This window comes from Actinoplanes subglobosus (assembly GCF_042650585.1).
Classification (GTDB): domain Bacteria; phylum Actinomycetota; class Actinomycetes; order Mycobacteriales; family Micromonosporaceae; genus Actinoplanes; species Actinoplanes subglobosus.
This window is the reverse complement of sequence record NZ_JBHSBL010000012.1, coordinates 292,987-305,900: the sequence shown is the minus strand read 5'-3', so window position 1 is coordinate 305,900 and position 12,914 is coordinate 292,987. Positions and strand designations below refer to the sequence as shown.

10 protein-coding genes, 1 tRNA gene and 1 riboswitch are annotated in these 12,914 nt (G+C 69.9%); of the genes, 4 read left to right on the top strand and 7 right to left on the bottom strand.

Annotated elements, in window-relative coordinates:
* Window positions 1-69 precede the first annotated feature (69 nt).
* A complete protein-coding gene (locus ACFO0C_RS12465) occupies window positions 70-2,058 on the top strand; it encodes a hypothetical protein (RefSeq protein ID WP_378066726.1) in 1,989 nt (662 codons plus the stop codon).
* 68 nt (window positions 2,059-2,126) lie between these two features.
* Here ACFO0C_RS12465 and ACFO0C_RS12460 read toward each other — a convergent pair whose 3' ends face one another.
* Window positions 2,127-3,767: a rhamnogalacturonan lyase B N-terminal domain-containing protein gene (locus ACFO0C_RS12460; RefSeq protein ID WP_378066725.1), complete on the bottom strand. Its 1,641-nt coding sequence runs from the start codon at window positions 3,765-3,767 to the stop codon at window positions 2,127-2,129.
* Window positions 3,768-4,096: 329 nt separating this feature from the next.
* Between ACFO0C_RS12460 and ACFO0C_RS12455 the strand changes: the two genes are divergently transcribed.
* Window positions 4,097-5,305, top strand: coding sequence for a DUF3500 domain-containing protein (locus tag ACFO0C_RS12455; protein WP_378066724.1), 1,209 nt, complete (start codon window positions 4,097-4,099; stop codon window positions 5,303-5,305).
* 40 nt (window positions 5,306-5,345) lie between these two features.
* On the opposite strand, the gene ACFO0C_RS12450 is transcribed toward ACFO0C_RS12455, so the two are convergent.
* From ACFO0C_RS12450 to ACFO0C_RS12440, 3 genes are read right to left on the bottom strand one after another with little or no spacing between them, the layout of a single operon-like run.
* Entirely contained in the window at window positions 5,346-5,981 is a 636-nt protein-coding gene (locus tag ACFO0C_RS12450) for an aspartate/glutamate racemase family protein (RefSeq protein ID WP_378066723.1), read from the bottom strand.
* Window positions 5,978-7,075, bottom strand: a complete 1,098-nt coding sequence (locus tag ACFO0C_RS12445; RefSeq protein WP_378066722.1) for a DNA glycosylase AlkZ-like family protein — start codon at window positions 7,073-7,075, stop codon at window positions 5,978-5,980. Before ACFO0C_RS12445 ends, ACFO0C_RS12450 begins: the two co-directional genes overlap by 4 nt.
* Before the next feature lie 10 nt (window positions 7,076-7,085).
* Window positions 7,086-7,691 carry a GNAT family N-acetyltransferase gene (locus ACFO0C_RS12440; RefSeq protein ID WP_378066721.1) on the bottom strand — a complete coding sequence of 202 codons (606 nt, stop codon included), beginning with the start codon at window positions 7,689-7,691 and terminating at the stop codon, window positions 7,086-7,088.
* A 123-nt stretch (window positions 7,692-7,814) separates the two neighbouring features.
* Between ACFO0C_RS12440 and ACFO0C_RS12435 the strand changes: the two genes are divergently transcribed.
* Window positions 7,815-8,417: a class I SAM-dependent methyltransferase gene (locus ACFO0C_RS12435; protein ID WP_378066720.1), complete on the top strand. Its 603-nt coding sequence runs from the start codon at window positions 7,815-7,817 to the stop codon at window positions 8,415-8,417.
* A 2-nt stretch (window positions 8,418-8,419) separates the two neighbouring features.
* Here the strand turns inward: ACFO0C_RS12435 and ACFO0C_RS12430 are convergent, their stop codons facing one another.
* Window positions 8,420-9,634, bottom strand: a complete 1,215-nt coding sequence (locus ACFO0C_RS12430) for a saccharopine dehydrogenase family protein (RefSeq protein WP_378066719.1) — start codon at window positions 9,632-9,634, stop codon at window positions 8,420-8,422.
* A gap of 207 nt (window positions 9,635-9,841) precedes the next feature.
* A riboswitch (cyclic di-AMP (ydaO/yuaA leader) is annotated at window positions 9,842-9,988 on the top strand.
* Here ACFO0C_RS12430 and ACFO0C_RS12425 point away from each other — a divergent pair.
* Window positions 9,988-10,515: a transglycosylase family protein gene (locus ACFO0C_RS12425; protein WP_378066718.1), complete on the top strand. Its 528-nt coding sequence runs from the start codon at window positions 9,988-9,990 to the stop codon at window positions 10,513-10,515. (Overlaps the previous riboswitch by 1 nt.)
* Before the next feature lie 3 nt (window positions 10,516-10,518).
* Here the strand turns inward: ACFO0C_RS12425 and ACFO0C_RS12420 are convergent.
* Window positions 10,519-10,591: transfer RNA gene (locus tag ACFO0C_RS12420), tRNA-Arg, on the bottom strand.
* 76 nt (window positions 10,592-10,667) lie between these two features.
* Window positions 10,668-12,863 carry a catalase/peroxidase HPI gene (gene katG, locus ACFO0C_RS12415; protein ID WP_378066717.1) on the bottom strand — a complete coding sequence of 732 codons (2,196 nt, stop codon included), beginning with the start codon at window positions 12,861-12,863 and terminating at the stop codon, window positions 10,668-10,670.
* Window positions 12,864-12,914 lie beyond the last annotated feature (51 nt).

The following is a 12,914-nucleotide window of genomic DNA, read 5'->3' as shown; positions in this document are numbered from 1 at the left end:
TCAACAGCGGCCCTCCGGCCACGTATTCTGCGCGCAAAAGCCAGTCGTCATGATCGATACGGGGATCCCATGCGCTACTCCCGGCCCGCGCTCGCGGCCGCGGTCCTGATCGGCGCCACCGCTGTGGCGATCGGCGGATCGATCGGCACCGCCTCGGCCGCCAGTCGTTCGCTCGCTCTCACCTCGCTGGCCGACATGGTCGTCGACGGCACCCACGATCGGCTGTTCATCAGCGATCAGACGGCTGGCACGATTCTCGCCACCGACTACGAGGGCAACGAGCTCGGCCGTTTCACCGACCTGCCGGGAGTCCGCGGTCTCGCGCTCTCCGACGACTCGAACACCCTCTACGCGGCGGTGTACGGTTCCCGTGCGATCGTCACCTTCTCCACCTCGACGCTGACGGAGACGAAACGCCTTCCGCTCGGCGACGCGGTCCATCCCGGTGACGTGACCGTCGCGGGCGGCCGGCTCTGGTTCGGCTACGACGCGAACACCGACTACATCGACGGCAACTTCGGCTCGGTGGAGGAGTCCACCGGCACGGTGCACCTGCACCAGCTGGAGACGAACGAGTTCTACCACAACCCGCCGAGCATGCACTCCACTCCGGCCGCGCCAGGTGTGCTGATCCTGGGCGAGGAGGGCATCAGCTCGGGCAAGGCCAAGGCCTACGACGTGTCGGGTGGTGACGAGGTCCGTACCGCGACCGGTGCGGTGCACGGAACCGACAACTGGGACTTCGCGTTCAGCCCCGACGGTACCCAGCTGATCCGGCTCGGCGGCGGCGTGTGGACCGCCCCGATCAGCGACCTGGCCTTCACGCAGAACCTGCCGGACTACCTCGGCACCACGCTCGACGTCGCCGCCGACGGCCGTCTCGCGCTGGCCGGTGACACGGTCCAGGTCTACGAGCCGGGCTCGTCCACTCCGGAGTGGACCGTCGACCTGCCCAGCGGCCCGGCCCGTAACGGCCTGGTCTGGGAGCCCGGCGCCGACCGGCTCTTCGCCGTGACGCAGTACTGGGACGGCCGTGTCACCGAGTTCAACCTGCACTCGATCACCGAGCCGGCTCCGAGCCCGTCGCCGAGTGTGTCGACCAGCACCCCGGTCAAGGGCTACCCGGCCGTGACGGTCACCGCGCCGCAGTACGCCGTGGCCTTCAAGCCGCTCACCGTCACGGGCCGGATCACCCTTGTCCCGGCGGGCACCGAACTGACCGTCAGCCGGATCGAGCCGGGCTCGCCGACCGGGTCGGCCGGTACCACGGTCGGGACCGTCAAGACCGCCGCTGACGGGTCGTTCAGCCTGGCCGACACCCCGGGCGTGGCCGGCGACACCACCTACACGGTGAGCCACGCCGCCGGCGAGTACGCCGCGGCCTCCGGCTCGGCGCAGGTCACGGTCTACCTGCCGACGCCGTCGCTGACGCTCAGCCCCAAGAACGGCTCGGTCTACAACTACGGGACCACGATCACGATCACCGCGAAGCTGGGTGCCACGTACAGCAACCGGGTCGTCGAGATCTGGGCCGACCCGTGGGACTCCCAGCCGAACAAGCTGCTCAAGAAGGCGGCGGTGGACAGCAAGGGGAATCTCTCGACGACCCTGAAGCTGACCCGTAACACCGACATCCTGGCCAAGTTCGCCGGCGACGCCCGCAACAACGCGCGGGTCGACAGCATCGTGGCCTACACCCGGGTCACCATCGCCACGAAGGTCTCGGGTCACGTCAAGACCAAGAAGATCGGCGCCAACAAGTACTACGTCTTCAAGAACTCGGCCAAGCGGAGCCGGAACTTCGACGTCACGATGACCCGGCATCCGAGCCGGATGTTCCGGGTGACCCTGCAGCAGTACTCCGGCGGCAAGTGGAAGACGGTGCAGGCGCAGCTCATGCCGGCCGACAACGACGGCTCGACCAGGCTCTTCCTGAGCGGCAAGTGGAAGGCCGGCGCCAAGCTGCGGATGCGGCCGGACTACATCAAGCGGACGTACGGCGAGAACAACAACTACCCGACCAACGGCACCTGGGTGTACCTGACGTTCATCAAGTGACCGGTGAACCGGATCGGCCGTGCCGCCTGGCGGGACGGCGCGGCCGATCCGGGGTCTTCACGCCGGCGTCACGCCGGGTCGAGGGCCAGCGCGTCGAAGATGAAGTTCGGGCTGAGGAACGTCTCTCCGCTGCTACCGCTGACCACCGAGATCGACAGGGTGTTGGTGCCGGTCTTCAGGGCGCTCGCCGGGATCGTGAAGGTGTAGGTGGTGTTGATGCCGCGCCACGTGCCCCGGGTGACGTTGCGCGAGTTCAGGTTGGCCGGGGCCGGTGAGGCCGATGCCGGCGAGGTGAAACCGCCGATCGCGACGGCCGGACGGCCACCGGCGAAGCTCGACGTGGTGGCGATGCGCAGCTTGACGCCGTTCGCCGGCACCGACGCGAGGGTGAAGCCCAGCGCGGCCGGCGAGTTGACCGACTTGAACTCGGCCATCGGGAACTTCGCCGCACCACCGCTGACGGAGTAGGAACTCGACTTCCACGCCGACATCCGCGAGTCCGACGGGTGCATCGTCTCGATCTTGTCAGCATTGAGGAACCCGGCCGGCGTGCCGTCGAACGTGCCGAGCTGGAAGAGCGTGCCCGCAGCCGGGACACTGCCGGTCATCGTCAGGGCGGTGGTCGCGCCGGCGGTCACGGTGATCGTCTTGGTACTGCCGACGGCCAGCTCACCGGCGTAGAGGGTGGCCGTGTAGGTGCCCGGCTTGATGTGGCCGATGACGAACTTACCGGCCTTGACCTGACCCCAGTACTGCCCGTTCGCCCCGGCCAGCGCGACCGTCGCGGTCAGGCCGTTCCAGGTGCCGGACGCGGTGCCGCTGACCCCGCCACGCTGCGCGTTGGAGAGCATTCCGGGGATGAACGCCGACAGGAAGTCCATGCTGCGGGCGGTCGGTGCCTCGCCGTTGGTGAGGGCGAGGGCGTACGGCCCGTGCAGGCCCAGCCGCAGCGCCTCGGTCTGCTGGTGCCCGCTGTACATGTAGTGCGTGATGTTGACCGCGCTGCCGGTGTCGTTGACCTCGATGTCCCGGAAGAACGGGCCGCCCGAGGTCATGTCGGTGTACGCGGGGAGGATGAACGCGCCGTGCCCGGTGCCGCTGGCGCCGAACGGCTTCTGCGCGACGAGGCGCTGCGAACTGTAGAACTTCGACGCGGTCCGCCCGGCCGTGTCGGCGAAGACGTCCGAACCCTCGACGGTGGTGCCGAACCCGCCGGTCTTCGCGGCGACCGGCGAGGTGGTCAGCAGTGACGGCTTGAGACGGGCGATGAAGCGGGCCTCACCCGGGTTGAGCGCCTTGCTGATGTTCGTCGCCATGTAGACGGTGTTGTCGTTCTTGCGGGCGAAGTAGTACTGCGTGACACCGGTCGACGCGCTCGCCACGCTCACCAGGATCGAGCTGCCGTTGTTGAACGTCTTGCTGGTCACGGTGGCGGTCGAGAAACCGGACTCGAACTGGCCGGCGGCGAAACCGGACGCGGTCATCTCGGTGCCGTTGTGCTTCAGCGACGTCATGTTGCCGTTGGTGCCGTTGATCGTGAACGCCAGGCCGGTGCCGGTGTCGAAGCTGACGTTCGCCGCCGCGTTCGCCCAGGGCTGGCCGACTCCCAGAAGGCCGGCTCCGGCCAGGACCGCCACCGAGGCGAGGCCGGCCGCCAGGGCCTTGCGGCGCTTGCGGGAAGCGGGGCGGCGGTGTGAGGGGATGGACATGCGACCACCTATGCGAGTCGTCGGGGGACAACGCATAGGTGATCTTCGGGCGCCAGAAGGTTGCTCGGGGTCCGGAAGAATTTTTCGGACCGGAGGTTTGACACGGGTTGGGAGCGCTCCTAAATTGACGGCTCTTGACTGCCGGGTTCTTTCTCCGGGGGGGTAAGGAGAGGGGTCGCGGTGGCCATGCCGCGGCCCCTCTTTGTGTGCCCGGCCTGAGGAGCCTGTCGATCTCCTTTGATGTCCTCGCCATCCCTTGTGCGTTGCTCGCGAGGTTGTCAACAATCCTGTTGCGAATCGGCGGGGGCCTCATCGCAAGGGAGAAGTGCGTGAAACTGAAGATCCGGTGGCGCGGGGTCGCCACCGTCACAGCGGCTGTCGCGCTGGTCGGCGCGGGCATCGCCACGGCGAACGCGAGCACCGCCGACAAGGGCGCCGGACCGGCCCGCGCGACGGCGGTCAAGGATCCGACCGGCGGCCGGACCGGACTTCCCGGCCTGGTCAACGCCGCGAACGCCTTCCTGGCGACGCTCAGCGACGATCAGAAGGCGGAGGTGCTGCTCGACTTCACCGAGGAGAACGCGACCGCCTGGTCCAACCTGCCGTGCGCCGGGACATGCCGGCCCGGCATCGAGCTCGGAAGCCTCAGCGAGGAGCAACTGGCCGCGGCCGACGCCGTGCTGAAAGCGGCGGCCGGCACCGGTAAGGGCACCGGCTTCGACCAGCTGCAGGACATCGTCGCCGCCGACGACATCCTGGCCGCCGACTCCAGCGGCAGCATCGGCGGTGGTGCGCCGCCCGCCGATGCCTCGGCCGCGCCGGCACCGTCCGGTTCCGCGGGTGCGCCGCCCGGCGACGGCACCGGCGGAGGCGGCATGACGCTCACTTACGGTAGTGGTTACTACTATCTCGCGTTCCTCGGCACCCCGTCGGTCGACGGCACCTGGCAGCTCGATTTCGGCGGCCACCACCTGGCCACCCACCTCACCTACACGAAGGGGAGGGCGGTCAGCGCCAGCCCGTTCTTCATCGGTGTCGAGCCCATCTCCTACACCGACGACTCCGGTGCCACCGTCGAGTCGATGCGGGCGCAGAAGACCGCGATGGCCGCCCTGACCGCCAGCCTCACCGAGAAGCAGCTGGCAACGGCCACATTGGAGCAGTCGTTCGGTGACGTGCTGGTCGGGCCGGGGGAGGACGGCCAGTTCCCGGACACCAAGGTCGGCATCGCGGTGCGGACCCTGACCCCGAAGCAGAAGAAGCTGGTGCTGGCCGCGATCCGGCCGTGGGTGGCCAACGCCGACGACGCCACCACCCAGCAGCTGCTGAAGATCTACGAGAAGGAGCTGGACCAGACCTTCGTGGCGCTGTCGGGTGGGACCGCACTCGACACGCACGGTGACTACGTCCGGATCGACGGCCCCAGTGTGTGGGTCGAGTTCATCTGCCAGACCGGGGTCGTCTACTCCGACCAGATCCACTACCACACCGTCTACCGCGACCACACCCGCGACTACGGCGGCGAGTTCGACTTCTGACCCGTCGCCCGGCGGGTCCGAGGACCGGGGCCGGTGCCGCTCATGCCGGAGCGGCACCGGCCCTGACGGCCGCCTCGACCGCGGTGCGGGGACTGGTCAGCACTGCCAGGCCCGGCAGCAGCGCGGCGGCCCCGGCCATGCCGGCCTGGGCGAGCACGATCACGTCGGCGTCCGCGGCGACCACCCGGACGTGGGCGGCGATCTCCTCGTCGTAGGCGGCGATGTCACCGGCCTCGAAGTGCCGCCACGCCGCGAGGCACGGCGACGCGGTCAGGACGACCGGCCGGCCGGCCCGCTCGGCGGTCGCCCGGAGCAGCGCCATCGTCGGCTCCACGGTGGACTCGACGGTGGCGACCACGGTGATCCGGCCGCCGGCGGCGACCGCGGCCTCGGCCATCGGCCGGTCCAGTCGCATGACCGGCACCCCTGACGAGGCGGCCTCCGCGTCGGCACCGATCGTCGAGCAGGTGCAGACGATGAGGTCCGCACCGGCCGCGGCCAGCTCGGCGAGCCGGCCGGCCAGCCCCGGCGCCGACCCGGTGCGGCGGGCGTCGGCGAGCAACTCCGCGTCCACCAGGTGCAACTCGTCCAGATCCGGTGGGGCCAGCTCGGCGAAGAGCCCCCGGAACGTCGCGACGTGCACCTCGGCCGTATGCAGGAACCCGATCGTGGTCACTCGTGGATCACCCTCGCCTCGTCGGCGCCACGTGCCCGTGCCACCTGCGCCGCCTCCTCCTCGATCTGCCCGATCCGGGCACCGGTCAGCTTCCCGAACGTGGTCACCGTGAGGTCGACCCGTCTCCGCCCGGCCATCCTGGCCCGCCACACGCCGGCGATCTCGCCGTCGACCAGCAGCGCACCCGGGTTGCCGAGAACGCGCCACACCTCTTTCTGCCGCTCCCGGCCGGGCACCAGCAGATCACGGTCGCGGGCCTGGAGCAGCGGGTCCATCGGGGGCAGCCAGCGCACCCCACGAGGGGCGGGCGCGGACTCCAGGAGCGCGGTGGCCGACTCCGGCAGCCAGGCGCGCCGGCCCTCCACCCGCACCTCGGTCAGACCGGCGGACGGCCACACCGCCTTGATCGCCGTGGTCGTGGTGCCCAGATATCTCGCCACCTCACTCGGCCCGGCCGGGCCGAGGAACCGCAGGTAGGTCCCGATCAGGTGCTCGACACCCCGGTTGGCGGCCGGGACCGGCGGCGCGTCCGGAAGCGGGCCGAGCATCGCGTCCCTGCCGCGGGAGACCACCTCGACGCCACCGGCCAGCCCGGCGTGCTGCCACACGTTGCCGGCGATATGGCGGGCTCCGCAGGCCCGGCACTCATAGGTCAGCTCGGCCGGAACCCGTCGGCTGACCTCGGTGCTGGCCTCACCGCGCGGGATCGGCCCGGTCAGCACCTCCCGGAAGGCCGTGGCCGTCACCGTGAACGCTTCCACCCCCAGCCGCCCGGCGTCGGGGATCTGCCCGCTCTTGATCCGGGCCGCGGCATCGTCGTCGCCGACCGGCCACAGCTGCTCGACCAGATCGGGCAGGTCGGCGCGGCGATGCAGGTGCGGTGCGCCACGGGCGGCCCACACGGTGACCAGACGGTCGTCGGCCGGCTCGGCGCCGGTACGGGCGGCGAGGGCGACCCGGGTCGAGTCAGGTGTGTACTCCTGGACGCCGAGGTCGAGCACGGGCAGGTCGGCGGGCCGGTCGCCGGAGCGGTCGGCCAGGCCCTGAGCAGCGATCCGGTACGTCATGACGCGCTCGCGATCCACGTCGATCATCAGCACCCCCTCAGCGCCGACCGTACCGCCGGGCCGCGACGTTCTTCCGGCGATCGTCCTGCGGCCCGGAGCGATTCTCCAGGTACTCCCAGGTGTCCAGGGTGGCAGGCCCGTACGGCCCGTCCTGCTGGATGGGTGGTTCGGCGGCGGGCCGGTAGCCGCAGCGGCGTGCCACCGATGTGCTGGCGGTGTTGCCCCGGTCGATGCGCAGCAGCAGCCGCCGGAGCCCGAGCGCGTCGAACGCGTAGCCGGTGAGCAGCGACAGTGCCGCGGTGGCGAGGCCGCGCCGCCGAAAGGGCAGGCCGACCAGATAGCCCAGCTCGGCCTCGTGCCCCTCGGAGTGGACGTTGAAGAGCAGCACCTCGCCGAGTGGCGGACCCCCGTCGGCGGTGATCGCCAGCTGGATCCGGCTGCCGCCGATGCGGCCCTGCTGGGCCCGGCGCAGGTAGGCGAGACCGGCCTCGACGTCGAACGGCGACGGCATCAGCGTCCAGCGGGCGATGCCCGGTTCGTCCAGAAGGGCGACGAGGTCGTCGAGGTCCTCCCACCGCCATTCCCGCAGGATGACGCCGGTCCCCGTCAACCTCAGCGGGTAGGGCAGCGGGCTGACGGTCACCTGTCCAATCGTGCCGGTAAGACCAGCTTTGGTGCTAGTGGCGATCGATATGAAAGGCGTGCAGGATTCCTTACCGTCCACCGGTCGGATCACGGACATACTTTCGGGGTGCAAAATCGCACCATGTCCACACCGATGCGCACCGATGAGCACTGGGCGGCCTACAACTCGCGTCAGGCCGCGCGGCCGGTCCGGGAGTCGTGCGTGCGGGCAATGGCGATCGCCGGTCCGGGCGCCGGCCGGACGGCCGTCGACCTAGGCTGCGGCGCCGGCCGCGAGACCAGGGCGTTCCTCGACGCGGGCTGGCGGGTGCTGGCCGTCGACGGCGAGCCGGGCACCGAGGCGAGGCTGTTGCGCACGATCGGCGGCCGGCATCCGGCGTTGACGATCAGGACGAGCAGATTCCAGGAGTTGTACGACCTACCCGCCGCCGATCTCGTCTACGCCGGCTACTCGCTCCCGTTCCAGACGAGGGCAGGCTTCGATCGCCTGTGGACGCTGATCCGGGCCGCGCTTCGCCCCGGCGGCCGGATCGTCGCCGACCTGTTCGGTGATCGGGACAGCTGGGCCGGCCAGCCCGATCTGACATGCCTCACCGAGCCCGAGGCGCGGGCTCTCTTCGACGGCCTGACCATCGAGCACTGGGCGGTGGAGGACGAGCCGGGCCGGGCTTTCAGCGGACCGAAGCACTGGCACGTCCACCACGTGATCGCGCAGCGTCGCTGACCTCAGAGGCGCTGGACGGTGATCTCGAATCCGGCGTCGCGCAGCCGTCCGACCAGGGCGTCACCGATCGCTGTCGCCGGGGTCAGCACACCGCCCCCGGACTTCGGCAGCTCCTCGGTGTCGAAGGCCAGCGCGAGAGCGGATTCGCCGAGCATGACGGCCGTTGCGGCGTACCCCGGATCGCCCTTGGCCTTGACCCTCGCGCGATAGCGCGCCCCCGTCGTGGTGGTGGTGAAGAGATCCATCGTGAAGTGCCCGTTGCGCTGGGTGTCCTCACTGGGACCGGCGCCGGGCGCGGGCAGGAAGCGGTCCAGGACGAACCGCAACGGCGGCACGGCGAAGCCGATGACCAGGGCGTTCATCCCACTCTTGACGAGCGTGGCGGCGATCTTGCTCTTCACCCGCATGACCTCGCGGTACCGGAAGGTCCGGCCGTAGGCCCAGCCGCGCAACGCGTTGCTGCGCCGCACCACCCGGGTGTTGTAGGACGCCATCACGAACGGCGCGAGGTGGCCGCGGACGCTGGGGTCCACGTCGGACCCCGGCAGGGTGAGCATGTCGGGCTGGCGGCCGAGGTCCGGTTCGGTGTGCCGGTCCGGGCTCAACGAGTACGGGCTGGCGCCGACCTTACGCAGCCGGGTGTCCTTCTTCATCACGTCGACCTGGTGGCGCATCGAATCGATGGTGCCGCCGCTGACACCGCCGCGCATGCTGGTCACCACGAGGGTCGTGTCGGTGAGCTCACCGGCGCCGTCCCGGGTGACCTGTTCATGCAGGACGTGAACGCCGATATCGGACGGAATCGAGTCGAAGCCGCAGGAGTGCACGATCCGTGCGCCGGTGCGCTGTGCGGTCTCGTGGTTCTCGTCGATGCTGTCCCGGGCGAAGAGCACCTCACCGGTGAGGTCCACGTAGTCGGTACCACTTTCGGCGCACGCACGGGCGAGTGGCTTGCCGTACTTCGCATACGGCCCGACGGTGGTCACCACGACACGGGTGCGGCCGGCCATCGTGGTCAGGGCGTCCGCGTCACCCGCGTCGGCGATGACGACGGGCCAGTCCAGACCGAGACCCTCCAGTTTCGCCGCCGAGCGACCGCCCAGCGCGAGCCGTGCGCCCTCGGGGGCGTGCTCGGCGAGATAACGCGCCACCAGCACACCGACGAAACCCGAAGCGCCGTAGACGATCACGTCGAACTCGCGCTGTTGATCGCTCATGGTCGGAGATTGTGCACCCTCGGTGGAGTGTCCGCACCTGTTGCGCCACGCCGAATTAGGCACGTTAGCCACACAAAGGAAGATCAAAGCGGCTAATTTGTGACCTACAACTCCATTGCCGCGTCTCGCATAACCAACCAGCAACGCGGCATTTCGGCAGTCCGCAACAATGCGGGCACCGTGGGCGGAACGCCGAGTCCAGCCGCCGACCACGGTTCGACCAAACCCAAGGCATGGAGCGGGGGACCCATAGGTTCCTCGGCGCTACGGCGCCTCGGGGTGAAGCCGCGAACGCGGCCGGGCACCTCTGCCCGAACCCGACAGCTGACCTCGTAGGCGTGGAGGACAAGCTCATGGCTCAGATCGGAAGACAACTCCATCGCGCGGTCGGCATGCTGGCCGCCGGACTCGCCGGAAGTGTGGCCCTAGCGGGGCCCGCGCACGCCGACATCAACTGGGAGGCGATCGCGCACTGCGAATCCGGGGGCAACTGGAGCATCAACACCGGAAACGGCTACTACGGGGGACTCCAGTTCAGCCGGAGCACGTGGCGCGCCTACGGCGGCGGAAAGTACGCGGACACCGCGAACCGGGCTTCGAAGTCGGAGCAGATCCGCATCGCCGAACGGGTGGTGCGCGGGCAGGGCATCGGCGCCTGGCCGACGTGCGGCCGGCGGCACGCCTACACGGCGGCGTCACGCGGCGCTGTGCGAAAGGCGCACCGGTCGACCGGGAACTACGTGGTCCGGCCGGGTGACACGCTGGCGCGGATCGCGGCCCGGCACGACGTCAGGGGCGGGTGGCGAGCGCTTTACCGCGCGAACTCGGACGTGCTGAGCAGCCCGCACCGGCTGCGGGTGGGACAGCGATTGAAGATCTGAGAGTGGGCCCGGCGCGACTTGAACGCGCGACCTACCGCTTAGGAGGCGGTTGCTCTATCCACTGAGCTACGAGCCCGACGTTGCTGAGGGTACCAGCAGGCGGAGCCCGGGTCGGTACGGCCGACCCGGGCCCGGCGAGAACCACTCGTTGATCAGGCCAGGTCGAAGCGGTCCAGGTTCGCGACCTTGACCCACGCCTTGACGAAGTCGGTGATCAGCTTCTCCTTGGCGTCGTCGCTGCCGTAGACCTCGGCCTGGGCGCGCAGCACCGAGTTCGACCCGAAGATCAGGTCGGCCCGGGTCGCGGTCCACTTGACCTCGCCGGTCCGGCGGTCGCGGCCCTCGAAGGCCTCGCCGTCGGAGTCGGTGGCCGACCAGGTGGTGCCGAAGTCGAGCAGGTTGACGAAGAAGTCGTTGGTCAGCACGCCCGGGGTCTCGGTGAAGACACCGTGCGGCGAACCGGCGGTGTTGGCGCCCAGCACCCGCAGGCCGCCGACCAGCACGGTCAGCTCCGGCGCGGTGAGGGTGAGCAGCTGAGCGCGGTCGACCAGCAGCGCCTCGGTGGGGCGGTTGTGGCCCTTGGCGAGGTAGTTGCGGAAGCCGTCGTGGGTGGGCTCCAGCACCGCGAACGAGTCGGCGTCGGTCTGCTCCTCGGTGGCGTCGGTACGACCCGGGGTGAACGGCACCTCGACGTCGAAACCGGCGTCCTTCGCGGCCTTCTCCACGGCGGCCGCGCCGGCCAGCACGATCAGGTCGGCGAGGGAGATCTTCGCGCCACCGGCCGCGTCGAACTCGGCCTTCACACCCTCCAGTACGCCGAGCACCCTGGCGAGCTGGGCCGGGTCGTTGGCCTCCCACTGGTTCTGCGGGGCGAACCGGATGCGGGCGCCGTTCGCGCCACCGCGCTTGTCGGTGCCGCGGAACGTCGAGGCCGACGCCCACGCGGTCGCCACCAGCTCGGAGACCGACAGGCCGGAGGCCAGGACGGTGGCCTTGAGGGCCGCGACGTCCGCGGCGCCGACCAGCTCGTGGTCGACCGCGGGCAGCGGGTCCTGCCAGATCAGCGGCTCGGACGGGACCTCCGGGCCGAGGTAGCGAGCGATCGGGCCCATGTCACGGTGGGTCAGCTTGAACCACGCCTTGGCGAAGGCCTTGCCGAACTCCTCCGGGTCGTCGTGGAACCGCTTCGAGATCGGCCCGTAGATCGGGTCGAAACGCAGCGCCAGGTCCGAGGTCAGCATCCGCGGCTCCTGCCGCTTCGACGCGTCGAACGCATGGGGCACCAGGTCGGAGCCGGCACCGTTCTTCGGACGCCACTGGTGCGCGCCGGCCGGCGACTGGGTGAGCTCCCAGTCGTACGCGAAGAGGATGTGGAAGAACTCGTTGTCCCAGCGGGTCGGGTGGTAGGTCCAGGTGACCTCCAGACCACTGGTGATCGCGTCGGCGCCGACACCGGTGCCGAAGGTGCTCTTCCAGCCCTGACCCTGCGCCTCGATCGGGGCGGCCTCGGGCTCGGGGCCGACGTTCTCGGCCGGGCCGGCGCCGTGGGTCTTGCCGAAGGTGTGACCGCCGGCGATCAGTGCCACGGTCTCCTCGTCGTTCATGCCCATCCGGCCGAACGTGTCCCGGATGTCCCGGGCCGAGGCCAGCGGGTCCGGGTTGCCGTTCGGGCCCTCCGGGTTGACGTAGATGAGACCCATCTGCACGGCGCCGAGCGGCTTGGCCAGCTCACGGTCGCCGCTGTAACGCCGGTCGTCCAGCCAGGTGTCCTCGGTGCCCCAGTTGACCTCCTCGGGCTCCCAGACGTCGGGGCGGCCGCCGCCGAAACCGAAGGTCTCGAAGCCCATGCTCTCCAGGGCCACGTTGCCGGCCAGGATCATCAGGTCGGCCCACGAGATGTTCTTGCCGTACTTCTTCTTCACCGGCCAGAGCAGCAGCCGCGCCTTGTCCAGGTTGCCGTTGTCCGGCCAGCTGTTCAGCGGTGCGAAGCGCTGCTGGCCGGAGCCGCCACCGCCGCGACCGTCGAAGGTCCGGTAGGTGCCGGCGCTGTGCCACGCCATCCGGATGAACAGCGGGCCGTAGTGGCCGAAGTCGGCCGGCCACCAGTCCTGCGAGTCGGTCATCAGCGCGTTGATGTCCGCCTTCACGGCGGCCAGGTCGAGGCTGTTGAAGGCCGCGGCGTAGTCGAAGTCGCCGCCGTTCGGGTTGCCGGCCGGGGAGTTGGCGTGCAGCACGCTGAGGTCGAGCTGGTTGGGCCACCAGTCCCGGTTGGCCCGGCCACCGTGCGAGCCGGAGCCGCCGTGCGCGACGGGGCACTTTCCTTGAGCTGCGGCGAGTTCGTCTGCCACGAAGTCCTCCGGGTAGCGAGCGTGTGATCTGTCGAGTTCGGCTCGCAGTCT

Excerpts from the sequence above, each read along its gene's own strand:
- ACFO0C_RS12465 (WP_378066726.1), top strand. The coding sequence starts at position 70 with ATGCGCTACTCCCGGCCCGCGCTCGCGGCCGCGGTCCTGATCGGCGCC.
- ACFO0C_RS12445 (WP_378066722.1), bottom strand. The coding sequence starts at position 7,075 with ATGATCGACGTGGATCGCGAGCGCGTCATGACGTACCGGATCGCTGCT.
- ACFO0C_RS12435 (WP_378066720.1), top strand. The coding sequence starts at position 7,815 with ATGTCCACACCGATGCGCACCGATGAGCACTGGGCGGCCTACAACTCG.
- ACFO0C_RS12460 (WP_378066725.1), bottom strand. The coding sequence starts at position 3,767 with ATGTCCATCCCCTCACACCGCCGCCCCGCTTCCCGCAAGCGCCGCAAG.
- ACFO0C_RS12425 (WP_378066718.1), top strand. The coding sequence starts at position 9,988 with ATGGCTCAGATCGGAAGACAACTCCATCGCGCGGTCGGCATGCTGGCC.
- ACFO0C_RS12430 (WP_378066719.1), bottom strand. The coding sequence starts at position 9,634 with ATGAGCGATCAACAGCGCGAGTTCGACGTGATCGTCTACGGCGCTTCG.